Below are 25,198 nucleotides of genomic sequence, written 5' to 3' on the forward strand. Positions count from 1 at the left end.
CTAACTCCCAAAAGGATTAAGCAATGTGTATGCACCGCCTTTAGCCCCACCCATCATTTGAGATAACCAAGACTCATTTGTTGCTTGCTTTTGTACCGTTCCATTGTCTTGAACCTGAGAGGTCTTAGATGGATCGGATTGTTGCTCTAAGAGTACTGTTGCTTCTGAGGTTTTCACGATATTCACTTTTTTAAATGTGATATCAATCATCAAAACATTTTCTGTTTCAGGATCCGTTGTACACTCAAGCGTTTTAATAATCATATTGGTGTACAGTCGCTTGCCTGTAGAAACGATAAGGCGTGTGTATTTATCTTGAAGTGTTTGGAGTACTTCATATATTGCGACAAGGCCCGTACTCCCTGACAGCAATGAATCACCAACTAGACTATTTAAGCGACCAGCACTTTCAGACCAACCTACCTTAATTGAGACTTCAGGCGGTATTTTGTAGGCATGGTCAGAGATTGGAGAACCTGTTTCAACCGGGTGCTCTGTAATTTGCACTTCATCTTTATGCTTTTCTTCAATAGTTACATCGGCAAACAACCCCATGATTGTTCTACCTTTGCCGGCAAGCAATAAAGAGGCAGCTTTCTCTGTATAAGGTGAGCTCGAAGCAGTGCTGTAAGCTGAACTTAGTAAAGACTCTATTCCCATATTTCACCTATAAAACACCATTCAGATGCTAATTTTTACTTCACAACTTCTATTAATTTAGCAATTGCATTAATAATATTTGGCGCTTGCCATAAGAGAATTGCAAATAAGCAAACTCCTGTTACTTTCCAAAATCCATGTTTTTCCATAATCACCTCTACTTTATGTAGAATTACTGCTATACTTTTAGACATGAATATTTATTTTCCTCTTGTTCTTGTCTGTTCAAGTTGAAATACAAAAACCCCTGATGCGACCAACATCAGGGGTTTTTCTTTGGGCATAAAAAACCACCCATAAAGGGTGGCTTCGATTACTTAATTTAATAAATAATTTGAATTAACTATCATCATCTTTTTTGTTTTTTTGTAAAAACATAACAATAGCGAGCGAAACAATTATTCCTATGCATGCAGTTGCAAGTAAAGGGTAACCCATACTTGCAAAAACAACTGATATTCCCAACAAAGATAATGTTGTGAGCAAAGCAAACCACTGACCTATAGATTTTATCCGTAGCTCACCTTTACGCAGCTCAGATACTGCTTTCATTTCAGCAATATTGGCATCATTAATTTTTATATTTTCAGTGTGATTTAGTTTTTGTATTTCCATTTCATGCCTAGACTTCTCCATAGAAAATCTTTGATGCTCAAATGTTAAACTCATTAATTCTCTAGCCATCCCTGGATATATTTCATCATATTGTTTAAGGATGTTAGGCGGCAGATAAGGGGATCTTACTGTATGTTGTTCAACATGGAGTGTATGATGCTTTTGGTTTGGCATGCGTGGTGGCTTGATGTATTCATTATCATCTAGTTTTTGGAAGCCTCCATCAATCTCAAAGCTATTTTCATCTTTTTCCATATTGATTCTTTAACTCTGAGCTTAGATTCTTAGTCAATAGAGTTTGGAAGCTCTCCTGTTGAAAAGCAACAACTGCATGAACACTCTCTTGCTGAACAGATACAACAGAGTATGCATTGCCTGGTGATGTTTCTCTAGCTCTTAGTACTCGTGCTTTATAGTTCTTTTTCTGAGGAAACATATCAAAAGCAGATATGACACCAGATGCAAATGCACTTAGATAAGTCATAATAATCTCCCTCTTTTAAAAACACATCACATAGATATCTATGTAAAACTTATTTTATGATTATAACAAATAATACTAACTAAGAAATATACTATAGATCTATAGCAAAACAACTACATGACAGTGCAGTTATTTAAATTTAAGACATTTACACTCACAGTTGACAAACTATTACAAATAACTTTTACAGTAACGCCCCCATCTTGACTGAGATTATAGTCATCAGAATCAGCATTTCTATAGTCAATTGCATTTAAAAATATTGGCTTACTTGGGTTATCTGTAGAAGCTTCAAGTGCATACATGTGAGCTGCTTTTTGCTTATTAACTAATGTTATACTGCCTTCGTTTGGTGTAATTTTAGTCAGTGTAATACTATTAATTTCAATTCTTTTATCTTTGTATTTTTGCATAAATAGTTCTTGATTATTATCAAACTCTTGTTGCAAGTTCTCAGCACTACTAAAAGTTTCTAGCTGTTTTGTTTCTTTTGCAAAAGTAAATGATGAAGCTAATGCTACAAATGCAATTGTCAATAACTTCTTATTTATCATGAATAATTACTCAAAAAATATGTATTAAATATAAGCTGCAAAAATAAATGGCGCAAGAGCAGAAACAACAAAGTATTGCAAACAGTACTGATCCAAGCGAAACTCTACATATATCGACAACAATTAGGCATAACAACTAATCTCTTTTTAGTCTACTCCCAACTTCTTTCTCAGTCTTTGATAGACAGTAGCTATAGTTCTTACTGTCTATTAAATCACAATCACTCCCCAAATCGACTTCTGATGCTGTTTTCATAATTGAGGCTAATTTTTCATTTGATGCAACAATCTTACTTACTTTATCTAGTGCGAAATCATTTAGATGATCTTGAAAATAATCTACAGAGAACATTCTTGTTGGGCTTTTAAACATTGAGCATCTAGCTATTAAATCACCATCTTGTTCAACTACACTTTTACACATTAATGCTATAGGTTTGCTTAAATCTATGTCTTCAGCTTCATTCCTTGTTAGGCCACTAATGTATAAGTGATTTAAATATCCAACATCAAAAACACCTATAGGATTGCCATAGCTATCTTTTTGAATGCTTGCAAAATTACCAACTATTCGCTGATATTTTTGACGGTACATCTTTTCTGATGAAAATGAATTTTTCTGAAAGTTTGCAAAAACTTCTATTGGGGACTCAATACCCGGATCAAGTGAAATATCTTTCTGAGCAATACCTGACCAATTAAAAAGCGAACTCCCTGATGAGAGCCAAGCCTCCATATCATTCATAAGTAAGAGCTTTTGAGATTGATTAAAATCAGCATTTGATAGGGTTGGTAAGATAGCTATTAATGCAGTAATTATTTTTCTCATGTTGTCTTAAAGCATCCAGTTAATTTATTATCATTACTAGATGTACAGTAAAAACCATCTTTTTTAAACTCTTTGGCATCCACAGTATTATCAGAATTTGCACCTATAGATAGTGCGCAGTTATCACCAGAACAATCGCTTTCGACATAAATAGAATCTTTTTTTGATTTTAAAATGTAATAACTACCTCCAGCACCGCCACCATTTTCGATAGTGCACGGTGTTGGCTCACTTCCATTGAAAGTACATATGCCTTTTTTATTTGGAAAATCATGTGCAAATACATTAGTCCCGCAAAGGAGTAGTGCTAGAAGATAGTATTTCATATTGTTCACCTTAAGCCATTACGCCCCTAGTATTTCGTGCTAGAAATATCTTGGCATTATCTTGGCTTCTCTTTACAGCATTAGCAGACTCTTGTGGATCTTTAGCGCCATTCACTGTCATTGTTGTATTGTATTCTTGATGAATAGTAACATTAGATGCAAATGATTTAGTAGAGTTTATTTGTGACTTATTAGGATTACCTCTTGGTGGAGCAAAACTATTTATTTGCGGACTGCCAATACCAAAGTTGGGCTTGGAGAAGTAACTTCTTTGATGAGCCTTAAAGGATGGATTCTGCACCATTTCCCCTTTGGTAATTATACCATCGTGATTTGAGTCCCAAACTTTGTTTAAATCATATGCTGCTGTCGCTTTTTTATACCCCCAACCTGTAACAGCACCATAAACATCTCCAACAGAGTATGATCCACCCTCTTTGAATCCTCTCTCCTTATAATACCGCTCGACATATTTCATTTGTTCAGCAAAAGATAATGATGAGAATTGATCACGAGTCATGCCATAGTACTTATTTTTCACGCCACCAATACCTTTCATAAATTGGATTAACCCTGTAGCCGATGACTTTTTGTTTTTTGCACTAGGACTGAATGTTCCACCTGTTTCAAATGAAATTACCGCAGCTAGATCATTTGGATCAACACCTATTCTTTTCGCTGTTTCCTGAATTACTTTCGCCTTTTCATTGGTAAAGTTTTTACTTGTGTAATTTTGACTATATTGGGTTGCAGCACCTTTCACCCCACCAACCGCAGCATGAGCAGTACCTCTTGTCCAGTTTATAAAATCACGTGCTAAATGAACTGTGCCGTCCTTTATATCCTTGAGTGTACCTTTTGGGTCATGTACAAGCTTTTGAACAAACTCAATTGCCTTACCAGTCAGACTGGAAATCAAATCCATAAAATCTTTAATTTTTTGGGTTACCCAATCAATCTCTTTTGTCCATTGAGACCAATCAAGAAAAGACTTTCCGCCCTCTTTCCATGTTTTGTAATCATCATAGAGTGCAAGGATTCCTGCAGCTAAAGCAGCAATAATACCGAGTGGTGTGGCAAGGAAGGCAACCCGCAATAAACCAAGAAGGCGAATAAAGAATTTCAATGGTGCTATGAACAGAAGGAACAAGCCAAATGCTCTTGCCACACTACTGAATACTGTAGCCAGTAGCGCAAACCGAAGACCAATCACCAAACCTTCTTTAATTTTAGGATTCATCTGACTAAAGGCATGTACCCCCATAAGAACAAGGTGATTCAAACCTTTAAGCACTGGAATAAGCGCCTTACCGACCTGCATAACAATGACTTGAAACCCTGTCTTAGTAATCATAGACAAATCACGGTATTCACTCATGAAATCGTTACCAGACTTCACAAGTTTGTCATTCATACCAAGTTCTTTTTGAATCTTTTGGTACTTCTCCATATTGCCGATGAATTTATCATCACGCATGGCTAAAAGTGTTTTTTGATCTATTCCCAAAGAATTTGCATAGGCATTAGCTTGATATGACGGCATTTTAGCAAGGGTTGTGCTTAGGTCTTTCATGACTTCAACACGATCTCTCAATGCACCATTTGAGTCCTTGGTTTTTACACCAAGACTATTAAGCATTCCCTCATATCCGGGAGAGTTACGCATTTTCTCAGCAAGGCTTTCTAAAGTGCCTATCGCGTCCTCTGCACTACCACCCATTTGAGAAATAGCATTACCGTACGCATTAATGTTTTCAGCACTTGCACCTATACGTTTTGATGAGAAGTAGAGTTTATCGAGTTCACTTGCCGTTTGACGGACTGCGAGAACAGCACCAACAGCAAGCGCACCTAAAGCCATATTGAGGGATTTAGCTTTAAGCTCAACACCCTGTAATGCTCCTTGCATCTTCGCAAGGCCTGCATTGTCTGTTTTGAATCCCAATGCAACGAGGAAGTCTTTAATTGTAGCTGCTTGTGCCATATCTATCGCCCGTAAAAAAACCACCCGAAGGTGGTCGTCAAACTACTTGTTCGCTGCTTCTCTCTCCCTTGCTTTTTCAACAAGGTATTCATTGTCAGCAACAACATCTAAAGCATCATTCATTAATGAAATATCATGTAAATCGATAGTTCCATCTTTTAATGACTCAAACTTACACATGCCTTTCATGACCGGTCTTAATAACCAATCTTCACCGTCAGGCAAGCTTTTATAATTTACGTGGACTGCTCCTGCAAAGCTCTCGCCTTGGTAAACAGCCCTTGAATAAAATTTCCCATGCTGTCACGAATTACCGCAACAACGAGTGCAAGCATCTGCCCCAACTCCAAATCATCAAACATGATTGTATTGTTTTGACAAACCTTTGCACCATTTCGAGTGCAAACTGATAAACACTTGTGAATCACATAGTCCACATCTTCTTGAGGAAGCTCGGCAAATGATTTTGTGAGTGGAGATAGTGCACCTGATAAACCATTTAGGGATTTGAGATCAACTTTGTTAAGCAAGTCATCAATGTTATTAATATCAAGCTTTTCAATATCTAGCTCTTCATCAATTTTCTTTAGTGTTTTAACCAAACCACCATGCATAATTTCAGAAATCACAGGAATGATATGCGGTGTCATCGGTGATATTTTTCTTGATACGTGTAGTTGATCAAATGCATTTAGCTTTTGAATCGCGTACATTTGTCCGCCAATTTCTAAAGTCATCATATTTAATTACTCGTATGTACCCAATTTCATATCAATTTTGATTGCATCAAACACCCAGTCAACTGTTGCACCATCTTCTGCTGCGTTGTAATCAGGTGCTTTTTGAAAAGCAAGCTTGGTGCCTGTGACGTTATCGCCTGAAGCATCGTTGTTTAAAGTAAAATTATTCTTTCCCCATTTTTTAGAACTTGCCGACTGTGTGTTATACAAATTCATCAGTTTGGCATTTGCAGGAGATGTTTTTAAAAGACGTACTGTAATTGTCCCAGACTTACTACAGTGTAGAGAGTGCATCCCTTCGCCATCTGCACCAGTTGTCATCGTGTTTTTGTTTTCTGACATGGAAATGGTGATACCTTCTTTTGCAATCGCAGCACCATAACCCAAGTCAATCGAACCATCATCGCTAACCAATGTGGCATGTGTGTCCATAAAAGACCAAGTTGACATTATTTTTCTCCTAGCGGTTTACTGACACAATCACATCAGCAAAGTGTGTTGCATCTGCAAGTTTTGAGGCGATTTGGAATACTGGTGATTTACGTGCTTCACGATCTGCTTGAAGTTGATCATCCAAACTATTGGCAAAGACGTAATAACCCTTTGTGAGATAGTCACCTGATTTAAGTGTTCCAAACTCATCACCATTCCATACACCACCTGCAAGCAATCCATTGGTAACGCCTTGCTCACTTACTTTTTCAAGTACGGCACATTGACGATTTACACCTGCAGGTGTTTGCGGAATTTTGGTCGTTGTTGTGTAGTAAAGATTCCATAATGCGGTTTCTAAGGCATTTTGGTACCAATCCAAACCATGGACTTCATCAAAGAATGAACCATTAGACATTACGCCTTCTTGCAGAATTGCCGTGTCATTGTTGTACTCAGCAAAGACATTGCCATTATTTGCAGTGATATTGGCTGCTTGTGAAACTTTCAGGTCTTCAGGAGTGATACCAGGTAGTTGCTTAAACTTTAGCGTAATGGTGGTATTTGTACCCTCAAAATTCACAGTAAAGGCACGACCAAATACTGAGACATCAGCATATTTAGTAGAACTTGAGTAAATCCAAAATGTACGTTTATACCCTGCTTTAGATAACTTCACACCAATGTTGTCAGTGTTTGTCTTATCAAGCACATTTACATCTTGTGTTGTGTGGCCATATAAACGACTCGGGCTTGCAGCTTCAATCAGTGATGCAACCGATAGAACATCACTATCAACAAGATCATCTACAATAACAAGTCCATACCATTTTAAGGAGTCCAAACATGCAGATACCGCATCAGTAACCTTTTCAGGTGTTGCAGATGTTTTATCCCAGTGCCCGATATATAACGTACGTGGCTTTGGTGATTGAGAGAAGTAAACAACTGCAGCCTTGTATTCAGGTGAGTCTGTACCAAAATCATTGCCTACAGATACAGCATCTGAATATAGGCGAATACGCTCAGTTGTACTAATTACGTTTGGCGTGGTACCTAAAATAAGTAGAGAGCCAAATGATCGTGGCCCTGCCGCTAAAGCAGCAATAGAAACGCTGACATTTACGACATTAGAAGTAGGGAGTGTCATTGATGACTCCTAGCTATTTTTTAAGTTAATTTGAAAGTTTTCAAATGTGCGAATTGGAACTGTTCGTTGTGTTTTGCGTCTGAATGTGGCGGTCATGTCATGCCGCTGCACCCACTGTTGGTTTAGAAAGTCAGGTGCAGCAATGATTTGATCAACAGAAACGAACTTAATTTGAAATTGACTGAGTTGAGCGATATTTTGTGGAATTGCTAATCCATCTTTGAGTAAGTTGATATTGCTTTCAGATGATGGGCCATAAAATGAAATCAGCACTTGTATAGACTCATGCCGAATAGATACGGCTGAATCATCTTGCTGTTCAAAGTATGGGGAATCGTTTGGCTCTGTAACCTTTACGCCAAAAGCGCACCAATCTGTATTGATGTCAGGTGTAGGTAAAGGAACCTGTTGCCATCGTGGGCGAACCAAAGTGCCATCCATTGCAACGACTGCACGAATGAAAGCTTGGAATATATCTCTTAACTCTTGATCGTAAGCAACCCCACCTGTTGGCACAATGTAGCCACCAGTTGTGGAGTCTGTCATGGTCTATCCTGAAAGTGGTTTTAGCTCACAAACTGCCTTAACAAAACCTTGTCCAAAGTGAGCATTTGAGAGCACCTGTGAAACAATATAGGTCTTTCCTCGCCACTGAATTTCATCGGCACGAGTCGAGCTATCACCTGAAGTGAGATTGAACTGTGTATGAATGTTAATAGCACCTTTAATCAAAGTACCATCTTCTCTACGATCCATATTCAGACCATTATTTGTCGTCACAACACCTGCAAATGGAGTGCTTTGTAGTGAGGTACTAGCAGTACCATTCTGTTGAGGAACCACCTGAATGCGATTGCAAATTAAATCAGTCGTCATAAAGTCAGGATCAAGTAATACATCAGACACATCAAGATTGGGCACGATTCACCTCCTTATCCCCATCCATGACAATGTATGTTTGAGAGTTTCTATATTGACCTGTATCTACAAGCGGTTTTGTTGAAGTTCTACCACGAGATAAGCGATTACGAATCGTTGCGGGTGCAAGTGGAATAAAATCACCTTCATTGATGATATTTTTAACACTACTCATTGCTTTCATGCCCGCAGTATTCAAATAGAAATACATTTTCTTTTGGTTGCCATCGAGCGCTGCATCTATGGCTTTTGTAAGCTGTTGTGAAATAAAGCCCTGAACCTCTTCAACACCTCTCACCAAATGAGGGCGAGGCGGTAAATTTGTTGCTGGCGATCCATTCTCTAGCAAATAACCAATTTGGGCATTGGTTAATTCACTATCTGTTCTTTCAGCACCACTATCAGGAACACCTACAAGTACATCTGTTTTTGAGAGTTGTGAGACTGCTTCTAAAATATCAATCAGCCCCACACCTGTTGATGTGACACTACTCATAATTGAACACCACCTGCACCCACCATTCTAGCAAGTTGCAGAAATTGAATGCCCCATGTTGTTTGATTCCATTGCCCTGCATCATCAAGCGTTACGCCTGATACATCCATTGACTTAGAAACACTATCAACAGACTTGGAAGTTTCATTGCCCACAACCTTTCCTGTATCAGCACCAATGAGTGCAGCACTCATTGTGCGTTTATATAGTGTTAGGTAATGAGCAATAAAAAAGGTTAATCCCTCATCCAACAGATCATCCCATCGTTTTTCAGGCAACAACTTCACACCGTAATTTAGGTAAAAATTAAACTGTGATGATGGGTAAGCATTTACATCTGCAAACATCGGCATTGATTCACGAAAAGATGATTCTGTTAACATGATTACTTCGCCTTAGTATCTTCGATTTGTTTTTGCAGATCGGCAATCGTTTTTTGTGCAGCAGCAAGTTCCGCCTTTAAAGATTCGACCTCTTTTTTATGAGCATCGTCCTTAACTGCATCTGATGTGATTGGCTGAGAATGCGCTTTGACGTACCAATGGTCGGCAATATCTTGCTCGACCTCTTGTAGCCCCGACTTTAATTCGACTGGATCTTCAGCAGAAAGATGGATCAGCAAATCTTTGGATAAGAGAATCTGTACTTTTGACATGTCTTACTCCTTAGATACCATCTGCATAGAATGCTGTTTCAGGGTATACCCATTCGACAACACCTAAACGACCATAGTAAGTCACAAGCTGACGTAAATCGCGATATTCAAGCGGTGTGCGTTGTAGTGGTACCAATGGTAATCGAACACGGTTTTTATCTTTTGTGTAAGCAACCATACGATCTGTACCACCAACCCCACGACCTGATAACCACTTCAATGGTTGAATATCTAAAGGACGGCCATTGGCACTGTTTGATAAGCTGTTTGCTTTTAAAAATTCTAGAACTGAAATATTGCCAGCTTCTGATACTTTACGAGTAACCAATAAGCTAAATTGTGTCGGTGAAATTAGAAGCTTGTCAGGAACAATCGCAAAACCTGTTGCAACCCATGATTGATTTAGTACCAAGTTCACATCTGCAAGAATTTCATCAGCAGTTTTGCTCTTCCAGTCAGCTTTACCTGATGCCCCAACAGGAACATTGGTTGAGCCAACTTTGCTGCTAGTTACAAGGCCTTCGACACCCAAAATATCATCGCCAATATAAGCTTGCTCATCAACATCCATATTATATTTCAGCATCATGCCGCTATATTTTTGCGTATCAATTGGACGGCCAACTTGTTGAGCAGATGCAAGCTCTGGAAGCGTCCAACCTAATTGCATCCCCCATAAAGTTAATGGGTTTGCTGTTTTACTAATATCCAAAGCTAAGCCATGAATTGCATCAGTTTCTTTACCAATCCAAGATTTACCATTTGGCGATGCACCACCAGCAGCTGCAAAAGTTGAGTTAGTAAATGATGAGACCTCATCAGCAATCGATACATCTTCACGTAAATCAATATCACGAGTCCACGTCACAGATGCCAGTGGATCATGCATGGTCTGATCTAGTCGCTCTAGCTCACCAATAACAAAAGCACCTGCACTATCAACAGTTTGAGCATCAAACGTCTGCCACGAATCACGTGTTTGAGCACGAGTTTTAGGTAAAATTAAAGAACCCATATTTATTTATCTCCGCACATAAAAAAAGCACCTTTCGGTGCTGTGCATATTTGGTATTTTTTAAATGTTGTAAGCGATTTCTACATTGCCATTAGCATCGGCATCAGCCATGAAATATGCATCAACTGCAATGGTCTCATTTGTTGTCGCAATAGCCTCAATACCACCTAACGGCTTAGCAGCAGAGTCATTAGCTACACGCACATAAACAGGTGCACCTTTTTTCGCAACACCCGCATTATTAAGTACAGTCATGTATCCACGTTTCAGAACATCATTAATTGTTCCTGATGTTGGAGCAGATGAACCGAGTGATGTTGCTTGACCTTGAAATGGATAGTCACGAACCAGTATTCCGTATGGTTTGGTTGTGTCTGCTGTTGGCGGGACAAAACTACCATTTGCATCAATGATGCCGAACAATCCGCATGATGCAAACTGAGCACCTAAATGGTGTGCTTCGATAGTTGATTGTGATTTACGAGAAACATCACCCGGAATGCCTGAAGGCATGCGGTATAGAAATGAATTACCCATATTATAGAGTCCTTATTTATTCCAAAATTCGCGGTTTTTTGCATTGATATCGGCAATGCTCATTGGTGCACGACCAAAATCTTTAGTTGAAACGCCTGAGCGGATACCTTTTGCATTATTTTTTAATTTAATGAGTTCTGATGCTCCAACAAACGCAGCATCAATGGTATGACTTGGCAATTTGTCAAAATCAGTACTACCACCTGTAAATGGTGTGATTGCACTTAATCCATCTTGTGTTTTAACTGCCTGTTTTAGTACTTGGCGCTTTGTATTTAATACAGCCTTGCCATTGTTTGCACTGTCAAATGTTGGGGTACGAAATCCCGGTGAAAGGATTTCTGCACGAGACAACACTTCTGTAAGAGAGTCGCCTGTATATGTACGAACACCTTCATCAGAAAGCTTTTTACCTGCGCCCGGTTCCGTTAGATCTTCACCATCTTTGGTTTCTTTTGGGTCGCCATCTTCATCAGAAGTTTCCTTACCTTCTTCACCCTCATCCTTGGTCTTATCTTTTGCCTGTGAGCGAATGAAAGCATCCATAGTTTTCATCAGTTTTCGCATATCACTACGAAGTGCTGCATCACCTGTTTTGGTTTTTCCTTCTTCCTCTTCATCAGAAGTTTTTTCAGGTTCTTCATCTGAAGTTGGTCGATCCTGTTCTGGATCTCGGTTTTCTTCATCTTCAACTTGTTTAGCGATTTTTTCTGCTTCATCAGCATCACGAGTAAAAACAAGACTACGAATTCGATCACCAATACTTACTCGTTTTTTAGTGGGCTTTGTCGCCATAAAACTATCTCCTATACGGCATCGTGAACCACAACGCCCTTTATCAACTAATGCAACGTGATTACCTAAAATGTTGCTCTGAACCCCTTTACCCACACTAACTTCTTGATAGTCAGCATCGTAGCCAAGAGAAATTTCAACTTTTCCATCCATAACTTTATCGATGGTTTCTTTATCTGTAATAAGTAGATCAGCAAGCAAAAATTCATCATCAGGGCTTTCACCACGATGAACATTTTGTGTTGTACCTACTGTGAGTTCTTTCCAATTTTCAGGACTTACCCATTCGTTAGGATGGTCATCTGTAACTGACTTTCCCTCAAAACTTGAAATCGTTTTTGGATCGAATAACTCATCTTCACCACGCTCAATCAAGATCAAACCTGTATTGTCAGCAGTAACAGGAACTTCACCTTTGCCATATTGCAGAACACCAATTCGTGCGACAGCAACATCACGACATAGCAAATAACCTTCAGGTGTGGTTTCGCGTGTACGTCCAATCTTGCCAGTGGTATAAAGATTTGATCGATCTAGGGTTCGACTATCTTTCGTTTTCTTTTTAAACATGATTTCATTCATCTTTTTTGGGTGATTGGCTTTGAGGCACTCCATCACAGATATAGGAAACCAAAGGCTCAAGTACTCTTACAATATAGTCATGGTTAATTATTCTTTGCTCTAATGCTTGCTGAACAAGTATTAAACGTACTTCATTTCTAGTCATACTATTTTCCTTGGGCAATAAAAAAGAGCCTTTCGGCTCTAGTAATCTTCGGGAACAACAGGTTCGGCATAACACCGACAATTTGGAAAGCATCCAGCATGACCTGTCATATTGTCTAACGTTGGTGGACTATCCCATCGCACAAATTTTCCATCCATTTCCTGATGACTATGACGAACATCAGTATCTTTACTTGTACGCCAAATATAACCTTCAGAACCTAAATGCTCGGCACGTGCTTGCGTAAAGCTTGTTTGCGCTCTGCTTATCTCGGTTCGTGCGATTGTATTTGCTCTAGAATTTGCAACAGGGCCAGTTTCCATAACCATGTCGACGATTTCTTTTGTACGACCCCCACCGATAACGGCTTTGGTTGCGAGATTTTGAACACGCTGGGCAGATTCTAAAGGCAAAGATTTAATGAGATTGACTTGCTCATCAAGCAGCTGCTGATACGTTGCACCTATAGGTGTATTTCGTATCTCATGCTGAACGCCTTTTGAAATATCCTTTGCATAAATAAGCCATGTCTTTTGATCCCGCAAAGCCACATCCATCATGATGCGACCTGCGGTATTTACAGCCCATTCATGCAATGTCGATGCATATTGGTTAAGTGCATTTGCAATGATGGGATAGTTATCTAGATTATTTAAATCAAATCCTTTAACAATCGTATCAATGTAAAACGCTATCTTTCGAAGCTGCTGGCTGTACCGTATCTCCACCTTCCTCGCTCGATGGGGGTTGATCCGTGTCAGTTGGTTTTTCATTTGTCATCTCACTTGGAGGCGGTGGATCGTCCTCAGCTTGATCAATCTCTTCATCAGTAATATGAGAGAAAATGTTGGTTACTTCTGATGATTGACGTAGCTCTTTCAACGCTGTTTGACGGGAAATCAATCCATCTTCTACCGCTCGAGAAACCGCAGTAGATACTTTATCTGCAACATTTGCCTTAGTTTCATCATCAATTTGCCAAAGCGATGCAAAGTCAAACTTAAATGAGCTAGGCAATGGTTTGCCAAGTTTAGACATCGAAATAACTTCTAAAAGTATATTCAGCGGTGTTCTTAATCGGCCTTCTTGAGATTGATTAATCCCATCGTAGTAGTTAGATAGATCACTTTCGCCCGTTGCGTTAAACCCAGCAGGAGATTGTCCAAATAACTTCACTAGCGGAATACCTAGCGCACCTGATAACTGCTGTCCAAATTGGATCAAAATATTATCAAGGCCTGCAAAGCTGTACTGGTGGGTTGCGAACTCATCCTTAGAGTCCATCAGGGTCAAGCCCTCATTGGACTGCCATAAACGGATCTGCTGAATTTGCTTAACCAAGCCCTCAAAAGCTCGACCACCTGTCGCAATAATGTCACGCAGCTTATCTACCTTATACGTACGTAAATGCGCCTTATAAACAAGTTGCCCTGCACCGAGTGTCGCATATCAAAAATCGTTAAACGATCCTCTAAGCGCTCAATAACAGACTGTCCCCATAGATTCTCAGCAATTGACTGCCAGTATGGGAGTTTCACACCATCAATACGAATCACCCGTGAGTAGTGAATTCGCTCATTGCATAATCCAACTGAATCAGAAAACACATCATAGTATTTAGGCTTGCCATAATGTGGCCCATACTCAGTAACTAGATCTTGCAATGTGGGTTGAACCATCCAACGATCAAGAACAAGTAGTCCTTTGAATTGATCTTTACCGACAGTTTTTAGATTAAGTGGTGTTGAGTTATCCTGCCCATCAATAAGCATGACCGCCAATGCACCACCGTATAAACGACCCCATTTAATGGTTTCATTTAGACGATCCCAAACTTCTAGTTGGTCCATCGTGTCATTGATAATCTCAGCTTCACTTGGATCATCTAAACCGCGGATATTGGTACCTTCGCGTGTCATATCATCAGCAACAACATCAATCGCTTGACCAACTACCCAACTTGAGCGATACATTGCTTCAAGTTTTAAGCGGTTGCGACTTAGAAAGTTAAAGCCATACGTTGAATCGTCATGCTGATTTCCTGTGCCCAAGCCAACCCGAGCCGCAAAGTTCTGAAAACTATCAGTAGTACAGTAGTACGTTTTAAGATATTCATATAAGACTCGAATTAAAGCTTACTCCAAACATCAATGTTTGAGAGTTGCGGGTTATAGCAAATCATTACAGCATCAGCTCGGTTAGGTGATTTCGAGCCATCAGGCTGTTTGTCTACAAGTATTTTCCCCACACCATTTTTACTGTATGTCGGTTGTGATAATTCCATAATGAGCTGTGTTATCTCATTCTTATCAAGGTCATCACTAGAGATTGAAATAAGATTGTCTGCATCATAATCACGATCATTTAAAGCACGATGCGTATTTTGGAAGCGTAGTCGTAAAGACCACCAAGACTGTGCCTTAAGGTTTGCAAAGAAGTCTTTATTTAGACGTTTCTCTACCATCTCACCATCTGGATCATGTACTGATGCAGAACCACGGAATGATTCAACTGTGATTTCTGTTCGACCAAGTTCACGACTTTTTTCATTGATGACTCGTGCATCACCACGACATCCGGCACCTAAGCCATCAGCATCGTAGAACAATGTTGAATAAGCGTCATCGATACAGATATCCATGGCTTTTTGTGTGGTGCCAAAAATATCATCGCCTTTGCCTGACCATGTATCTAAGCGTTTGAGTAATATCCCATGACGACCAGCAAATGAGTTTTTATCTTTACCTTCATCTGCCACATCGAGACCACCAATCTTGTCGCCAGTCGGTTCGATATTTAATATCTTATGAGCATCTATCGCAGAACGAACCCATTCAGCAGGAATAAGCACACCCTCAACCGAAGCCGCATAGTTAATATCTACTTCTTGAGCAAGAACAACATCATCTAATGTGGCAAGTTGCTTTTCATACCATGGGTGAATCTTTTTACCCTTGTATTCAACTGACCAATTCTTATCAGGGTTATCACGCCAAGGCATTGTAAAAATAGGATAACGACCACTAAAACGATCTTGATAAAATCGATCACCAATACCGTTTGGCGTTGAACCTTTGATGTGTACGTTTGTATTTTGAGATATTGCAGCATCCACAGCATTTTGACGCTCTGTAAATGCCCACTCATCAAGTAAGTACATCGAGGTACGACCACCACGACCAATATTGTCACCTGCCTCACCTGTAATGGTTGCCCCATTATCAGGGTTCACAATACGCAAATAATTGTCATGGTCGCGCTCACTAAAACCTTTAGGCTTCATCCATGAGGGCATCTTAGAGAACATGTCTCTAAACTTATGAAGTAGCGTTTTAGGATCGCCTTTCTTATCAACTAGGTCTTCTTTACGACTTCCAACACCTGCAGCAAAACCATCAACAAAAAGCCAATGATGTAGAAAAAATCCAAGCACGACATAAGACATTCCCTCATCACGAGACTTTTCAATTAGACCACTGGTCTGCGTATCTTCTCGATCAAGTAGCCATTCAACCAATTCAACTTGTTTGGGTCTAAGTACAAAAGGCAGATTCGCTGGCAAACCATAAGCCATACCACGAGGATCATAAGTCCATATCCAGTGATTAAACCAATGAACAGGGTCTTTTCTGCATTTCTCGATTTCTGCTTTCTTGGATTCTTCTGATTGCTCAGTGACTGCTTTGTAGTAGTACCGTCTAGTCATCTCAGCAATGACTTCAGGAAGTCTTGTATTGATTGTCCAGTCTTTTAAGAGAGGTGTGATTTCTTCAAGTGCATACATTAAATCTCCCCATTAATTGCTAATCGAGATAACTCTTGAGCTGTAAGTTTTGAGAGTTCTTCAGGTGTAAGTTTTGGTTTAGCTTCTACTGAGTGTTCAATAGGTCCACCGTCCTTACCTGTATGCTCTAAACGATCCTTGAATGCACCAACCGCAATATGTTTACCGAGTAGCTCGAGGTTTTTAACTTTATCTGGCCATTTGATTTTCTTAACAGCGCCATTAACATCAGACAATTCGATGCTTTCAAAGTTAGAAATGTACTGTCGCCAAATCTTTGGCCATTCACTTAGTGGTAGCAATTTACCGCTATCATCCATGATGTCTAATGCATCCATTTGATCAATTTCAACCAACCGCTGTAAGACGTAATCAGCGTCAACTTGAACTCGATTCAAGCGATGGCCATTTAAGTACTGGATACGCTCTTGAACTTCTTCACGGTTATAAACATCAAAACCATGCTGTTTAGCTGAGCGCTCACTAAACCCTGCACGAACGGCAGCTTGTGAAATATTTAGGTCTTTTAAATACTCTTGGCAGAACAACTCATGACGCTCATTTTTAAGTTGTTCAGCGCCTTGTGTTGCGTCTGTCATTTTGTTTTTCCCATAAAAAAAACCACCCGAAGGTGGCTTTTATTTACTTGGTATAGTTTAGCTTATCTAAGAACTCATTCATTTCTTCAGACGATTCAAATTTCAACGTAACCGCATCATCTTTACTAAAATGAATATCTACTTCATATCTAGGATTACCTGTACCCATATATTTGTATCCATCCGTAATAAAAATATAATTTATTAATGCTGTATTGATGATTTTTTCTTGAATCTTTATAAACATAGCTTTGCAGTCCATTGATTAAATAAAGTCTAATCATGAACCCAAATAGATCAACTTTCAACCGCCCACTTCAAATCATCAGGCGTTTCTAAATACTTCCCCTGCACCACACAAAAATCATGGATGTTGTTTAGATACTCACTCATCTGAACCACTGTCGCTTTTGTTGTACTTGTCATCCGAATAACATGCTGAGCTATTGCTTCATACTCTTCTTGCTCATTATTTTTAAGCTGTTTTATCGCTTGGCACATCTCAGCAAATTCAGCATCGTCCCTATTATATATCCCTATAAGAAACTTCTTCTTAAAGAAGTAATGCTCTGAGTCTTTATCTGATCCAATATGCTTAGACCACTCATTAAGCCACTTCCAGTACAGTCTATTTTGTGCTGTACTTCGATCTTCTTGTTTAGTTGATATTTTAACAATGAGAGGTGTCTTATTTTCCAAAGCTTCCTCTCTGTTTCTGCTTAAGCAGTCTTGAACTCGTAACTGGTCAGTATGAGACTTAATGACGAATGTTTGTTTTAGATCCATCGTCATTTCCCCACGTTTAGTTACCCAAAATATAAGGGCGTGGCAATAAGCCATACCCTTTAAAAATCATTGTTCAAATGGCAAACACGGTTGCATAAGTCGCTCTACTTCAGTAAGCGCAGTCACTAATACATCACGTTTCTTTCTATAACTACCAAGAATATGCCCTGCTAGACTTGCATCAGCTTTTTCCATACCCAGCTGCAATGAAATCTTATTGTGAATATTGTTATAAGTCTGATCCTGAGATTGGATAAATGCTCTTGCTTCAAAGAATGATCTAACCAGTGCTTTCTTAAACTCAATAACTTTTGGACTGTTTCGCATAAGCGTCATTAAGAAAGTAGCTTGTTGTTCGTTTAGTACAGCATATCGAGTATGGCGGCCTCGGCTAGACTCACGATCTGAATTCGCCATTTCAAATGCGGAATTGCTTGATTCAAATCTAACCTTCCCGAATTCCTGCATATCTGGAAAATAAGTTCTTACAAGCTGAATCACAGATTTATGTGTTAACCCTAAACCGAATGCAATCTGCAAAGTATTTGTTACTGGCTCACCCTTATCAACACTAACAATGTCAATCGGCTTTAATATCGCATTCATAAGTAACTCCTTTTGAGTTAAGTTAAGCTTGAGTGCAGAACGCAACTAAACACTCAGGCATAAAAAAAGAGCCCTATTGGCTCCATATTAAAAACTACAAATTTCGGACTAGAATATTTCTGTCTCGTCCATTGCTAGCATTCGATTCGTCTTAGCCAGCATCTGTTCAAACCACAACTTCGACTCATCACGTTTCATACTTGAGTACGTATCGAATTCATAGTGGTGTTGTCTACATAAGGGGATAACAAATTCATCACTTGCCTTTATTCCTATGCCCTTACCATACTCAGACCAATTTGCATGACACGCTTCACTTGGTGCTGGCTTACCACACTTCACACAAGGCAATGATCTAACCGCGTTTAAACGTTGATTACTTCGCATAGTTGCTCATCCTTGAGCTGTTGGATTAAAGAAACTTAATCGCAAGTGTTAAAAGTTCAGACTTAGCATCAGGGCCTAGAAAATCAACGCCATGTTGGATGAAGTTGTAAGCCGCTTCTAAATCTTCAACACCTTTTTTAATTACACCTTCTGCTTCTGTTGCGATAGTTGTAATTGTGCTTTCTGTAGATTGTTCAGTTGTTGGTTGTGGTTGTTGCTCTAAATCAGTCATGATGACTTCCTTTTGTTGGGGTTTAAAAAACTGTATGAAGAATGCGAATATGCTGAATATCTTAGTGAGCACTTAGCATCACCTTAATGTTTGCTATGTATCTCTTAAAAACTCTTATCTGCCCATCAACCATTTTCAATTCATCTTCGCCCATAAACTTTCTAGAAAGACTCTGATATTTTCTTAATTCAGTTTCATATTCTTTTAGATATTTGCGTGATTCGTTTTTCTTGTTCATGGTCTTTCCTTGGAGTTGAGATGACTTTATCTATCGTCTCACTTGTCTTAAACGTTGCTGAGCAGTTTATGTTTTGGCATTGATAGTAAATTTCTTTAGTTTGATCTGTGATGTATCTACTTGTTCTTGTATGTGATGAGCTTCGGCATATTGGGCACTTCATCATATTTCTTTTACTCAATAAAAAACCGCAGCTACCTTTATGGTAACTGCGGTTTAGACTAGATAACTTATTTAGTTATTTCTGTAATTCATGAATAAATGAAGCAAAGAGGATTGCATATATTCCAAAAACAACCACACAAAATAAAAAGATTCTAAATGCTTTATTCCACTTATTACTTTTCTTTCGTTTGAAATACGCTATAACAGCAAGTAATAAGAAGAATGGAGCCAAAAATACTGAAGCTATCCCACCATCGACTAACGCTAAAAACATGATATCGTTCGCTGTCATTTAAACACTCTTCTACTTATTTTTATCAGTAATTTATAACTTAGGACAAAGCAACAGTTGAGCTTGGAAATATAATATTTAAACCGATGATTAATATTCAAAGCAAGCCCATAAAGTATTGAATATTAATCATCGGTTTAAATATAGCTTATTTTTTTTAAAAAGCAAATTCTATAAAAAATTAGGGCTTGGCATAAAAAAAGGCTAGCCACATGATAGATCTAGCCTATAAAGAATTACTTACACCGTGGATAATGTAAGTAAATTTAGGGGATGGCTCTGTCTAAAAGCCTAGTGAATTACTATATAACTTCGTTCACTATAACAGAAATATAGCAGTTGCTTTGATCAAGGTCAACTGCTTAAAAAATAATAAATGGATATCGTACGTGTAATGCGGCTAAGCCACATTTCACATCATACTTTGCATCCATTCCTGTACGTGATTCCGTAACCATATCTGCCCAAGAGTTACCATAAAAGTAACGATCTATTACAGCATCTAGCCACTCATCTAATATTTCAGACTTACCCTGCATATCTAAAATTAAATGCTGTACTGCTCTTGCTTCATCATCAGTAATATTACATTCAAACTTACTTCTTCTAGGCTTAGGAGTATCCAGATCACTGACCATATAGTCTGCAATAACTTGTCTTTGCTTTTTAACGCCCAGTTTAAACTTCTTACGTTTAACTACAGCCTGATCCATAGCTACAGCAATTGGATTGATACTTTTCCCACAAGTGCCTGAACTTGAATATTGCCATGCTCCAAACTGATATAACCACTCTTCTAGACTGTACTTAGACCAATCCATTACCTGCATAATATGTCGTTCAGCAACTGCGTTCATCTCTAACCCTTATCCTTTTTGTATTACTGTTATTGCTTGATCTACACTCTCAACCACGTAAACCCGACCTCGCCATGTTTCATGCCATATCACCTGATCAGGTGTTAGCTTTCTACTTGATTTTGGCTTACTTCCATCCTTCACTTCGAGTAGGTAGTTATTGTTCCGAAATCCACACAACAAATCGGGACAACCTCGACCCACCGAGTGCAAGTGTTCTACTGTGCACCCGATCTGACGTAATGCCTGAACAATCTCTGTTTGATTGGCATCGACTTTGGCAGCTCTACGCATCGTGCCCCCATATTTTTAGTGCAACGATACCTCCAACTAAAATTGCTACAACCAAGACATAAAACATAATTTCTATATTCGTTTGTGGTTTACAGCTCGTCATGAATAAGAAAAGCATTACTGCAAAGAAAGTAGGCATTAAATTGCCTCCTTGTTTGCTATTTGGTCATGTTTATTCATGGCAACCGCTTCCCTGCTTTGATTTCTTCGGGGGTTGCATGGCGAATATCAGAGTATGGGTATTCAATAGAATAAGCCTGTACCCCAAACGCATCTGATTCATGCTCAATTACAAATCCATCGTTAGATTCTTTTGTAATTGTAAAAATTTCCTGATACAAACCATCCATTACTACAATCAAGTCACCTTTTTTAAACTTATTTAGAAGCAGACTAGCTAATCTAAGCTGTTCAAGTGGAATGCTCATTGCAGCCTTTGAAGTCTTGCATCGAATATCAACATAACCATCACTGCACAAAGCTAAAACTGTCCAAACTTCTTTTTCTGCAACCCATATAATTAAGACTTCGTCACCCACTTTGAAATTGGTAATTGGCAGCACTTCAATTTCAGGAACATTTTTTGGCACAAGATCAGCCAATGTAGTTAACAAATTATCTAAACTCATTGACAGCTCTCCACATCAGCTATGGCTTTATTCAAAACACCTGAATCTGCACAAGGAATATTTTCAGCTAAGAAGCATTTGGCATGCTCTAAACCACCAAAAGAACCAACCAACTCATACGACTCAATCAGGCGTTTTAGTTCGCCAATATCAATTGGTATGCCAATAAAAGGGTTATAAGGGATAACCCCGACCTGATTATCGTTAGCAACTGTTGCTGTGCTTAAAAGACGCTTTACTTCATTCAACCCAGCTTTTTTTATAAACTCATTCGCTTTCATGCACTAGCTCCAAATAAATCCTGCTGACTATCTCCACCCCACTGCATTGCCATTGCATCAGCTATCCCCTGAAAGGTCTTACTTCTTATATTTGAGCGCTCAGAACTTCCTCTTGCATCCGCATACCATTTCGCCATCCTTTTACCACTTGCAAAAGTCACCATTTCACCCTTATCCACAATCTTTGTTGGCGTTAGTTTTGGCAAACCTTTTAACCATAGGCATGTTGTTTTTTGAGCTTCATCACCAAATTGCCATGGTTGAATGATTTGATCAGGCTTTCTCCATAAGCTCGACATGATGCAAACAGGATTTTCGATACAAACTCTTGGGATGTTTGACTTGGCAAGCATCATGAAAAAGCTTGCTGCAGCATGTTGACGACCATCAAATGCTTTTTCTTTAAACCAAGCAGCACCACTTACGGCAATGTGTGTACAAGGTGGATGTGCAATCATCATGTCGAATGGATAATCAAGTAGATCTCGAATATCTCCCTTGTAGTGCGGACCAGGAGATTGGGTATCTTGTATATCGCAAGAAATAGCATCGTGACCCAAAGCAATAAATGCATCCCTAACAGTTCCAGACATTTCACATGCTATTAGAATTTTCATTCCCCACACCCCACTAACACTTCCTCAAGCTCAGTTAGTGAAACGCTACTTTCACAACGTATATCGTCATAACAACGCTTCTCTGCATCGTAATAAACTGCCCACTGCGGTGCTGCTTTAACAATTCTAGTTGCTCTTGCAATTCCATGTGACTGGATAAAATCTACTGCTTTCATACAACACCTCGTTTACCCACACTGCGGATCTGATTCATTAAATGCGCTGGGCACGGAACACCTTTGCGGTTGCTTTCTGAATGCCCTAACTGAGCCATTTTTTGAGGGACATAAAACTCTTGCAACTTCCCTTTCTGCTTAGCTTTTGCAAGGTAATCCTGATAAATATCTCGAAATGCAAAATGTGCTGATTTTTGCCCCTCGTTGTCCATGATGTGACGCACCTCATCAAGAACGACTTTGGTTAGTGTTGTAATCTTCACAGACTTATCAGCTTCAAACTGCATTGCCTTTGCCCAAGCATGTTCAGCAGTCCACCAATCCGATGCTTGTAAGCACCAAGATTTAAACTCAGGAAGTTTAGGACACCACTTTTCTTCATAGAGGCGTTTTAAGCCACGTTTTATGTCGTTTGGTGTAAGACCATCAAGAACACGACAAGTTAGGCTCAGAAGCTCGCTCTGTTTCATCTGGGCATATTTTTTATTGAAGTCATCACCGTGTAGGCTTTCAATTTCACCTAAGATTTGATCTGCAAGCTTAGTTGGGAAGTTTTGGCCAACATCTTGAGTCAGGTTTGAAATGTTACTCATGGTAGCCTCCAACGTCTCTCATTGGCTTTGGCTGTTGATCAATGAAGTGATTCCCAAAACGTCTTTTAGGTGCTTCGGGTTGTTGTTTAGCAGCTGGTGGTTGATTCCATGACGCATTAAAACTTTTCCAAGAGTTCACAATGCAAAGTTCTAGGACTTCATCAAGTGACTTACCTGATTTTTGTTGTTCAGAGATAAAACGCTTAAATGCAGTTTCTGAATCGACTGCACGTTTCGCTTTTCGTACTTCCATGAACTCAGATACGAACTGTTTGTTTGCTCCGAGTTTTAAGAGTGATTTTTCAAATGAAAACTTCTTAAATTTCTCAGAGACTGAACGAGTTTTTTTAGCAGGTTCACTACATATATCTATTGTTTTTGTATTAGTTGTTTTTGTAGTTGTTTTTGTGTGTGGAATTTTTCCACTAGTAACTGGTGGAATTTCTCCACTAGTGGGGTGTAAATTTTCCACTAGTGGAGATTCTACTAGTGTAGAAAATACACTAGTGTTTAGAGAGTAAGATTTAGGCGCTTTTGCATTTTTTTGCTCATATTCTTCAACAAATCCATAAGAAATTAATTCGTTTAAAGCCTTGATTACAGTCTTACGAGATAGGCCTGTAATCTTTTCAAATTGACTTAAAGAAATTGCATCTTCGTTCTTTTGCCAGCCACGAGTTTTACGAACAATCACGATATAAAGCATATTAGCTGTTGGGCTTAAACGACTCATTGCTTCATCAACAAAAGCATTAGGTAACTGAAAAGAATTAGGAATAAAACTCATTAAACACCCACCTTCAAAATTACACCTATGCGCTCGGCTTCTCTGCTAAGAGAGTCCATCATGTCATCAAGACCAAAAATGTTTGCACGTTCTACCAGGTGGCGAATTGTGTTTGCGTCAAATTCAAATAATGGTGCAATTGTGCATTTTTCACTTTTGTTGACAGCTTTTTGAATCTCATCAATTTCTTCACTGCTAGCACAGGCAATAAAATCGCAAACATCTCCAATTTCGATCTCCACATCAACACAAGCGCTAACTTCAACTTCTTTTGTAATAGAAATACCCATTAGATAAGCCCCTCACTCGTTAATTGCTCAAATACCCATTGCTCACCCTTTGTCGTGAACATTGCTTGTGAGTAGCCTAAATCTGTCTCTTTCAGCTCTCCATAACCTTGATCTATAAACCATTGCTTAAATACACGACCACGCTTCACGGCATGACTGTAGACATTGAGTGTGTCTAAAATCTTATTGAGCTTCTGAGCAGACATACTGATTTTTTGAGCGACTTGAGTTGCGTTCATCAAGGTAGTTCGGTCTGCTAATTTGTCGTAGAAATTAACCTTAGGTGCTTGCAGTTCAAGTTGCTTCGCTTGGTCTGCTGCGAGTTGAAGTGCTTCGGCAAATGACTGTGGGAGCTGTTGTTGGTTTTCTAGTTCGTACCAACGCTTTACAAGTGCTGCTGTGAACTCAGGGCAAAGCTGTGCAACAACGGTGATGCTGTCTAACTTTCCTTGTTCGCCTGAAAAAATATATACCTGAGTTGTATATAGACGGTTATTGACTACATTTTGCACATCCTCAATTTGAGGGCGTGCTATTACTCCTGAGTCAATGAGATTTTCAACAGTACGCTTAACATTGTCATGGCGCTTGCTAACAAGCTCTGAAATTTCCAGACTTGTCATACTCTTTTGGTTGTGATTAAATTGTGTAATCATATTCATGTTCAT

The 25,198-nt window shown here is 39.1% G+C and carries 43 protein-coding genes and 1 pseudogene; all 44 read right to left on the reverse strand.

The features are described 5' to 3' along the window. Entirely contained in the window at window positions 1-660 is a 660-nt protein-coding gene (locus P256_RS03405; RefSeq protein ID WP_023272285.1) for a phage baseplate protein, read from the reverse strand. Between the two features lie 35 nt (window positions 661-695). Beyond that, window positions 696-854 carry a hypothetical protein gene (locus P256_RS13265; protein WP_023272286.1) on the reverse strand — a complete coding sequence of 53 codons (159 nt, stop codon included), beginning with the start codon at window positions 852-854 and terminating at the stop codon, window positions 696-698. Window positions 855-999: 145 nt separating this feature from the next. Next, window positions 1,000-1,530, reverse strand: coding sequence for a DUF2335 domain-containing protein (locus tag P256_RS12940; RefSeq protein WP_023272287.1), 531 nt, complete (start codon window positions 1,528-1,530; stop codon window positions 1,000-1,002). Further along, the gene (locus P256_RS03415) at window positions 1,517-1,759 is read right to left on the reverse strand and encodes a hypothetical protein (protein ID WP_023272288.1); all 243 of its coding nucleotides are present in this window, start codon (window positions 1,757-1,759) and stop codon (window positions 1,517-1,519) included. The genes P256_RS12940 and P256_RS03415 overlap by 14 nt, the downstream gene beginning before the upstream one ends. A gap of 113 nt (window positions 1,760-1,872) precedes the next feature. Next, window positions 1,873-2,313 carry a hypothetical protein gene (locus P256_RS03420; RefSeq protein WP_023272289.1) on the reverse strand — a complete coding sequence of 147 codons (441 nt, stop codon included), beginning with the start codon at window positions 2,311-2,313 and terminating at the stop codon, window positions 1,873-1,875. A 136-nt stretch (window positions 2,314-2,449) separates the two neighbouring features. Continuing rightward, window positions 2,450-3,142, reverse strand: coding sequence for a hypothetical protein (locus tag P256_RS03425; protein ID WP_023272290.1), 693 nt, complete (start codon window positions 3,140-3,142; stop codon window positions 2,450-2,452). Beyond that, window positions 3,139-3,468 carry a hypothetical protein gene (locus tag P256_RS03430; protein WP_023272291.1) on the reverse strand — a complete coding sequence of 110 codons (330 nt, stop codon included), beginning with the start codon at window positions 3,466-3,468 and terminating at the stop codon, window positions 3,139-3,141. Before P256_RS03430 ends, P256_RS03425 begins: the two co-directional genes overlap by 4 nt. A gap of 10 nt (window positions 3,469-3,478) precedes the next feature. Continuing rightward, the gene (locus tag P256_RS03435) at window positions 3,479-5,452 is read right to left on the reverse strand and encodes a phage tail tape measure protein (protein WP_023272292.1); all 1,974 of its coding nucleotides are present in this window, start codon (window positions 5,450-5,452) and stop codon (window positions 3,479-3,481) included. A gap of 42 nt (window positions 5,453-5,494) precedes the next feature. Then, a complete protein-coding gene (locus P256_RS13270; protein ID WP_171068498.1) occupies window positions 5,495-5,641 on the reverse strand; it encodes a DUF6889 family protein in 147 nt (48 codons plus the stop codon). 47 nt (window positions 5,642-5,688) lie between these two features. Then, entirely contained in the window at window positions 5,689-6,192 is a 504-nt protein-coding gene (locus P256_RS03440) for a phage tail assembly chaperone (protein ID WP_023272293.1), read from the reverse strand. Between the two features lie 6 nt (window positions 6,193-6,198). Continuing rightward, window positions 6,199-6,642: a phage structural protein gene (locus tag P256_RS03445; protein WP_023272294.1), complete on the reverse strand. Its 444-nt coding sequence runs from the start codon at window positions 6,640-6,642 to the stop codon at window positions 6,199-6,201. A 10-nt stretch (window positions 6,643-6,652) separates the two neighbouring features. Then, window positions 6,653-7,774, reverse strand: a complete 1,122-nt coding sequence (locus P256_RS03450) for a DUF3383 family protein (protein WP_023272295.1) — start codon at window positions 7,772-7,774, stop codon at window positions 6,653-6,655. 9 nt (window positions 7,775-7,783) lie between these two features. Continuing rightward, a complete protein-coding gene (locus P256_RS03455) occupies window positions 7,784-8,320 on the reverse strand; it encodes a phage neck terminator protein (RefSeq protein WP_023272296.1) in 537 nt (178 codons plus the stop codon). Window positions 8,321-8,323: 3 nt separating this feature from the next. Further along, a complete protein-coding gene (locus P256_RS03460; protein WP_023272297.1) occupies window positions 8,324-8,695 on the reverse strand; it encodes a hypothetical protein in 372 nt (123 codons plus the stop codon). Further along, window positions 8,682-9,188, reverse strand: a complete 507-nt coding sequence (locus P256_RS03465) for a hypothetical protein (protein WP_023272298.1) — start codon at window positions 9,186-9,188, stop codon at window positions 8,682-8,684. The genes P256_RS03460 and P256_RS03465 overlap by 14 nt, the downstream gene beginning before the upstream one ends. Continuing rightward, a complete protein-coding gene (locus P256_RS03470; RefSeq protein WP_023272299.1) occupies window positions 9,185-9,571 on the reverse strand; it encodes a DUF4054 domain-containing protein in 387 nt (128 codons plus the stop codon). The genes P256_RS03465 and P256_RS03470 overlap by 4 nt, the downstream gene beginning before the upstream one ends. Window positions 9,572-9,573: 2 nt before the next feature. Next, the gene (locus tag P256_RS03475) at window positions 9,574-9,843 is read right to left on the reverse strand and encodes an STY1053 family phage-associated protein (protein WP_023272300.1); all 270 of its coding nucleotides are present in this window, start codon (window positions 9,841-9,843) and stop codon (window positions 9,574-9,576) included. Between the two features lie 10 nt (window positions 9,844-9,853). Beyond that, window positions 9,854-10,858, reverse strand: a complete 1,005-nt coding sequence (locus tag P256_RS03480) for a DUF2184 domain-containing protein (RefSeq protein ID WP_023272301.1) — start codon at window positions 10,856-10,858, stop codon at window positions 9,854-9,856. 60 nt (window positions 10,859-10,918) lie between these two features. Beyond that, window positions 10,919-11,395 carry a structural cement protein Gp24 gene (locus P256_RS03485; protein WP_023272302.1) on the reverse strand — a complete coding sequence of 159 codons (477 nt, stop codon included), beginning with the start codon at window positions 11,393-11,395 and terminating at the stop codon, window positions 10,919-10,921. Window positions 11,396-11,407: 12 nt separating this feature from the next. Further along, the gene (locus P256_RS03490; protein WP_040331772.1) at window positions 11,408-12,760 is read right to left on the reverse strand and encodes a DUF2213 domain-containing protein; all 1,353 of its coding nucleotides are present in this window, start codon (window positions 12,758-12,760) and stop codon (window positions 11,408-11,410) included. A gap of 4 nt (window positions 12,761-12,764) precedes the next feature. Beyond that, window positions 12,765-12,917, reverse strand: a complete 153-nt coding sequence (locus P256_RS13210; protein WP_023272304.1) for a hypothetical protein — start codon at window positions 12,915-12,917, stop codon at window positions 12,765-12,767. 38 nt (window positions 12,918-12,955) lie between these two features. Next, on the reverse strand, window positions 12,956-13,645 hold the full coding sequence (locus P256_RS03495) for a phage head morphogenesis protein (RefSeq protein WP_023272305.1): 690 nt from the start codon (window positions 13,643-13,645) through the stop codon (window positions 12,956-12,958). After that, window positions 13,596-15,046 (reverse strand): annotated as a pseudogene (locus tag P256_RS03500) (DUF1073 domain-containing protein). Before P256_RS03500 ends, P256_RS03495 begins: the two are co-directional and overlap by 50 nt. Further along, the gene (locus tag P256_RS03505) at window positions 15,046-16,701 is read right to left on the reverse strand and encodes a terminase large subunit (protein ID WP_023272308.1); all 1,656 of its coding nucleotides are present in this window, start codon (window positions 16,699-16,701) and stop codon (window positions 15,046-15,048) included. The pseudogene P256_RS03500 and the gene P256_RS03505 overlap by 1 nt, the downstream one beginning before the upstream one ends. Further along, the gene (locus P256_RS03510) at window positions 16,701-17,300 is read right to left on the reverse strand and encodes a terminase small subunit (RefSeq protein ID WP_023272309.1); all 600 of its coding nucleotides are present in this window, start codon (window positions 17,298-17,300) and stop codon (window positions 16,701-16,703) included. Before P256_RS03510 ends, P256_RS03505 begins: the two co-directional genes overlap by 1 nt. A gap of 43 nt (window positions 17,301-17,343) precedes the next feature. Beyond that, window positions 17,344-17,469, reverse strand: coding sequence for a hypothetical protein (locus P256_RS13445; protein WP_265596952.1), 126 nt, complete (start codon window positions 17,467-17,469; stop codon window positions 17,344-17,346). 128 nt (window positions 17,470-17,597) lie between these two features. Beyond that, complete coding sequence (locus P256_RS03520) at window positions 17,598-18,086, reverse strand: NinB/YbcN family protein (protein ID WP_023272311.1); 489 nt, start codon at window positions 18,084-18,086, stop codon at window positions 17,598-17,600. 66 nt (window positions 18,087-18,152) lie between these two features. Beyond that, window positions 18,153-18,692 carry a Rha family transcriptional regulator gene (locus tag P256_RS03525; protein ID WP_023272312.1) on the reverse strand — a complete coding sequence of 180 codons (540 nt, stop codon included), beginning with the start codon at window positions 18,690-18,692 and terminating at the stop codon, window positions 18,153-18,155. 108 nt (window positions 18,693-18,800) lie between these two features. Beyond that, the gene (locus P256_RS03530; RefSeq protein WP_023272313.1) at window positions 18,801-19,079 is read right to left on the reverse strand and encodes a DUF968 domain-containing protein; all 279 of its coding nucleotides are present in this window, start codon (window positions 19,077-19,079) and stop codon (window positions 18,801-18,803) included. A 25-nt stretch (window positions 19,080-19,104) separates the two neighbouring features. Then, on the reverse strand, window positions 19,105-19,311 hold the full coding sequence (locus tag P256_RS03535) for a hypothetical protein (RefSeq protein ID WP_023272314.1): 207 nt from the start codon (window positions 19,309-19,311) through the stop codon (window positions 19,105-19,107). A gap of 61 nt (window positions 19,312-19,372) precedes the next feature. Next, window positions 19,373-19,549, reverse strand: coding sequence for a hypothetical protein (locus P256_RS13275; RefSeq protein ID WP_023272315.1), 177 nt, complete (start codon window positions 19,547-19,549; stop codon window positions 19,373-19,375). Then, on the reverse strand, window positions 19,506-19,715 hold the full coding sequence (locus P256_RS13095) for an ogr/Delta-like zinc finger family protein (protein WP_081401715.1): 210 nt from the start codon (window positions 19,713-19,715) through the stop codon (window positions 19,506-19,508). The genes P256_RS13275 and P256_RS13095 overlap by 44 nt, the downstream gene beginning before the upstream one ends. Window positions 19,716-19,787: 72 nt before the next feature. After that, window positions 19,788-20,006, reverse strand: coding sequence for a hypothetical protein (locus P256_RS03540; RefSeq protein WP_023272316.1), 219 nt, complete (start codon window positions 20,004-20,006; stop codon window positions 19,788-19,790). A gap of 362 nt (window positions 20,007-20,368) precedes the next feature. Continuing rightward, window positions 20,369-20,863 carry a hypothetical protein gene (locus tag P256_RS03545; RefSeq protein ID WP_023272317.1) on the reverse strand — a complete coding sequence of 165 codons (495 nt, stop codon included), beginning with the start codon at window positions 20,861-20,863 and terminating at the stop codon, window positions 20,369-20,371. Between the two features lie 9 nt (window positions 20,864-20,872). Next, complete coding sequence (locus P256_RS03550) at window positions 20,873-21,157, reverse strand: PDDEXK family nuclease (RefSeq protein ID WP_023271653.1); 285 nt, start codon at window positions 21,155-21,157, stop codon at window positions 20,873-20,875. Next, a complete protein-coding gene (locus P256_RS13215) occupies window positions 21,150-21,296 on the reverse strand; it encodes a hypothetical protein (protein ID WP_023271652.1) in 147 nt (48 codons plus the stop codon). Before P256_RS13215 ends, P256_RS03550 begins: the two co-directional genes overlap by 8 nt. A 37-nt stretch (window positions 21,297-21,333) precedes the next feature. Then, the gene (locus P256_RS03555) at window positions 21,334-21,786 is read right to left on the reverse strand and encodes a hypothetical protein (RefSeq protein ID WP_023271651.1); all 453 of its coding nucleotides are present in this window, start codon (window positions 21,784-21,786) and stop codon (window positions 21,334-21,336) included. Next, window positions 21,783-22,067 carry a hypothetical protein gene (locus tag P256_RS03560; RefSeq protein WP_023271650.1) on the reverse strand — a complete coding sequence of 95 codons (285 nt, stop codon included), beginning with the start codon at window positions 22,065-22,067 and terminating at the stop codon, window positions 21,783-21,785. The genes P256_RS03555 and P256_RS03560 overlap by 4 nt, the downstream gene beginning before the upstream one ends. Further along, window positions 22,064-22,684, reverse strand: coding sequence for a hypothetical protein (locus tag P256_RS03565; RefSeq protein WP_023271649.1), 621 nt, complete (start codon window positions 22,682-22,684; stop codon window positions 22,064-22,066). Before P256_RS03565 ends, P256_RS03560 begins: the two co-directional genes overlap by 4 nt. Continuing rightward, window positions 22,681-22,860, reverse strand: a complete 180-nt coding sequence (locus P256_RS03570) for a hypothetical protein (protein ID WP_023271648.1) — start codon at window positions 22,858-22,860, stop codon at window positions 22,681-22,683. The genes P256_RS03565 and P256_RS03570 overlap by 4 nt, the downstream gene beginning before the upstream one ends. Continuing rightward, window positions 22,857-23,453 carry a hypothetical protein gene (locus tag P256_RS03575; protein WP_023271647.1) on the reverse strand — a complete coding sequence of 199 codons (597 nt, stop codon included), beginning with the start codon at window positions 23,451-23,453 and terminating at the stop codon, window positions 22,857-22,859. Before P256_RS03575 ends, P256_RS03570 begins: the two co-directional genes overlap by 4 nt. Further along, the gene (locus tag P256_RS12945; protein WP_023272318.1) at window positions 23,446-24,240 is read right to left on the reverse strand and encodes a replication protein; all 795 of its coding nucleotides are present in this window, start codon (window positions 24,238-24,240) and stop codon (window positions 23,446-23,448) included. Before P256_RS12945 ends, P256_RS03575 begins: the two co-directional genes overlap by 8 nt. Next, the gene (locus P256_RS03585) at window positions 24,240-24,530 is read right to left on the reverse strand and encodes a hypothetical protein (RefSeq protein WP_023272319.1); all 291 of its coding nucleotides are present in this window, start codon (window positions 24,528-24,530) and stop codon (window positions 24,240-24,242) included. The genes P256_RS12945 and P256_RS03585 overlap by 1 nt, the downstream gene beginning before the upstream one ends. Next, window positions 24,530-25,192 carry a phage antirepressor KilAC domain-containing protein gene (locus tag P256_RS03590; protein WP_023272320.1) on the reverse strand — a complete coding sequence of 221 codons (663 nt, stop codon included), beginning with the start codon at window positions 25,190-25,192 and terminating at the stop codon, window positions 24,530-24,532. The genes P256_RS03585 and P256_RS03590 overlap by 1 nt, the downstream gene beginning before the upstream one ends. Window positions 25,193-25,198: the final 6 nt, after the last annotated feature.

The organism is Acinetobacter nectaris CIP 110549, from assembly GCF_000488215.1.
In the GTDB taxonomy this organism is placed as follows: Bacteria; Pseudomonadota; Gammaproteobacteria; order Pseudomonadales; family Moraxellaceae; genus Acinetobacter; species Acinetobacter nectaris.

What these genes read in the sequence shown, in the direction of transcription:
- P256_RS13095 (WP_081401715.1), bottom strand. Translation starts at nt 19,715, where the DNA reads ATGATGAAGTGCCCAATATGCCGAAGCTCATCACATACAAGAACAAGT.
- P256_RS03465 (WP_023272298.1), bottom strand. Translation starts at nt 9,188, where the DNA reads ATGAGTAGTGTCACATCAACAGGTGTGGGGCTGATTGATATTTTAGAA.
- P256_RS03565 (WP_023271649.1), bottom strand. Translation starts at nt 22,684, where the DNA reads ATGAAAATTCTAATAGCATGTGAAATGTCTGGAACTGTTAGGGATGCA.
- P256_RS13275 (WP_023272315.1), bottom strand. Translation starts at nt 19,549, where the DNA reads ATGAACAAGAAAAACGAATCACGCAAATATCTAAAAGAATATGAAACT.
- P256_RS03530 (WP_023272313.1), bottom strand. Translation starts at nt 19,079, where the DNA reads ATGCGAAGTAATCAACGTTTAAACGCGGTTAGATCATTGCCTTGTGTG.
- P256_RS03550 (WP_023271653.1), bottom strand. Translation starts at nt 21,157, where the DNA reads ATGCGTAGAGCTGCCAAAGTCGATGCCAATCAAACAGAGATTGTTCAG.
- P256_RS03510 (WP_023272309.1), bottom strand. Translation starts at nt 17,300, where the DNA reads ATGACAGACGCAACACAAGGCGCTGAACAACTTAAAAATGAGCGTCAT.
- P256_RS03470 (WP_023272299.1), bottom strand. Translation starts at nt 9,571, where the DNA reads ATGTTAACAGAATCATCTTTTCGTGAATCAATGCCGATGTTTGCAGAT.
- P256_RS03445 (WP_023272294.1), bottom strand. Translation starts at nt 6,642, where the DNA reads ATGTCAACTTGGTCTTTTATGGACACACATGCCACATTGGTTAGCGAT.
- P256_RS12945 (WP_023272318.1), bottom strand. Translation starts at nt 24,240, where the DNA reads ATGAGTTTTATTCCTAATTCTTTTCAGTTACCTAATGCTTTTGTTGAT.
- P256_RS03420 (WP_023272289.1), bottom strand. Translation starts at nt 2,313, where the DNA reads ATGATAAATAAGAAGTTATTGACAATTGCATTTGTAGCATTAGCTTCA.
- P256_RS03430 (WP_023272291.1), bottom strand. Translation starts at nt 3,468, where the DNA reads ATGAAATACTATCTTCTAGCACTACTCCTTTGCGGGACTAATGTATTT.
- P256_RS03560 (WP_023271650.1), bottom strand. Translation starts at nt 22,067, where the DNA reads ATGAAAGCGAATGAGTTTATAAAAAAAGCTGGGTTGAATGAAGTAAAG.
- P256_RS03455 (WP_023272296.1), bottom strand. Translation starts at nt 8,320, where the DNA reads ATGACAGACTCCACAACTGGTGGCTACATTGTGCCAACAGGTGGGGTT.
- P256_RS03490 (WP_040331772.1), bottom strand. Translation starts at nt 12,760, where the DNA reads ATGTTTAAAAAGAAAACGAAAGATAGTCGAACCCTAGATCGATCAAAT.
- P256_RS12940 (WP_023272287.1), bottom strand. Translation starts at nt 1,530, where the DNA reads ATGGAAAAAGATGAAAATAGCTTTGAGATTGATGGAGGCTTCCAAAAA.
- P256_RS03590 (WP_023272320.1), bottom strand. Translation starts at nt 25,192, where the DNA reads ATGAATATGATTACACAATTTAATCACAACCAAAAGAGTATGACAAGT.
- P256_RS03575 (WP_023271647.1), bottom strand. Translation starts at nt 23,453, where the DNA reads ATGAGTAACATTTCAAACCTGACTCAAGATGTTGGCCAAAACTTCCCA.
- P256_RS03440 (WP_023272293.1), bottom strand. Translation starts at nt 6,192, where the DNA reads ATGATGACTTTAGAAATTGGCGGACAAATGTACGCGATTCAAAAGCTA.
- P256_RS03555 (WP_023271651.1), bottom strand. Translation starts at nt 21,786, where the DNA reads ATGAGTTTAGATAATTTGTTAACTACATTGGCTGATCTTGTGCCAAAA.
- P256_RS03545 (WP_023272317.1), bottom strand. Translation starts at nt 20,863, where the DNA reads ATGAACGCAGTTGCTGAACGACATATTATGCAGGTAATGGATTGGTCT.
- P256_RS03540 (WP_023272316.1), bottom strand. Translation starts at nt 20,006, where the DNA reads ATGACAGCGAACGATATCATGTTTTTAGCGTTAGTCGATGGTGGGATA.
- P256_RS03505 (WP_023272308.1), bottom strand. Translation starts at nt 16,701, where the DNA reads ATGTATGCACTTGAAGAAATCACACCTCTCTTAAAAGACTGGACAATC.
- P256_RS03405 (WP_023272285.1), bottom strand. Translation starts at nt 660, where the DNA reads ATGGGAATAGAGTCTTTACTAAGTTCAGCTTACAGCACTGCTTCGAGC.
- P256_RS03415 (WP_023272288.1), bottom strand. Translation starts at nt 1,759, where the DNA reads ATGACTTATCTAAGTGCATTTGCATCTGGTGTCATATCTGCTTTTGAT.
- P256_RS13210 (WP_023272304.1), bottom strand. Translation starts at nt 12,917, where the DNA reads ATGACTAGAAATGAAGTACGTTTAATACTTGTTCAGCAAGCATTAGAG.
- P256_RS03485 (WP_023272302.1), bottom strand. Translation starts at nt 11,395, where the DNA reads ATGGGTAATTCATTTCTATACCGCATGCCTTCAGGCATTCCGGGTGAT.
- P256_RS03585 (WP_023272319.1), bottom strand. Translation starts at nt 24,530, where the DNA reads ATGGGTATTTCTATTACAAAAGAAGTTGAAGTTAGCGCTTGTGTTGAT.
- P256_RS13270 (WP_171068498.1), bottom strand. Translation starts at nt 5,641, where the DNA reads ATGAAAGGCATGTGTAAGTTTGAGTCATTAAAAGATGGAACTATCGAT.
- P256_RS03425 (WP_023272290.1), bottom strand. Translation starts at nt 3,142, where the DNA reads ATGAGAAAAATAATTACTGCATTAATAGCTATCTTACCAACCCTATCA.
- P256_RS03535 (WP_023272314.1), bottom strand. Translation starts at nt 19,311, where the DNA reads ATGACTGATTTAGAGCAACAACCACAACCAACAACTGAACAATCTACA.
- P256_RS03480 (WP_023272301.1), bottom strand. Translation starts at nt 10,858, where the DNA reads ATGGGTTCTTTAATTTTACCTAAAACTCGTGCTCAAACACGTGATTCG.
- P256_RS03520 (WP_023272311.1), bottom strand. Translation starts at nt 18,086, where the DNA reads ATGGATCTAAAACAAACATTCGTCATTAAGTCTCATACTGACCAGTTA.
- P256_RS13445 (WP_265596952.1), bottom strand. Translation starts at nt 17,469, where the DNA reads ATGGGTACAGGTAATCCTAGATATGAAGTAGATATTCATTTTAGTAAA.
- P256_RS03570 (WP_023271648.1), bottom strand. Translation starts at nt 22,860, where the DNA reads ATGAAAGCAGTAGATTTTATCCAGTCACATGGAATTGCAAGAGCAACT.
- P256_RS13265 (WP_023272286.1), bottom strand. Translation starts at nt 854, where the DNA reads ATGTCTAAAAGTATAGCAGTAATTCTACATAAAGTAGAGGTGATTATG.
- P256_RS03450 (WP_023272295.1), bottom strand. Translation starts at nt 7,774, where the DNA reads ATGACACTCCCTACTTCTAATGTCGTAAATGTCAGCGTTTCTATTGCT.
- P256_RS03475 (WP_023272300.1), bottom strand. Translation starts at nt 9,843, where the DNA reads ATGTCAAAAGTACAGATTCTCTTATCCAAAGATTTGCTGATCCATCTT.
- P256_RS03435 (WP_023272292.1), bottom strand. Translation starts at nt 5,452, where the DNA reads ATGGCACAAGCAGCTACAATTAAAGACTTCCTCGTTGCATTGGGATTC.
- P256_RS13215 (WP_023271652.1), bottom strand. Translation starts at nt 21,296, where the DNA reads ATGCCTACTTTCTTTGCAGTAATGCTTTTCTTATTCATGACGAGCTGT.
- P256_RS03525 (WP_023272312.1), bottom strand. Translation starts at nt 18,692, where the DNA reads ATGAATGCGATATTAAAGCCGATTGACATTGTTAGTGTTGATAAGGGT.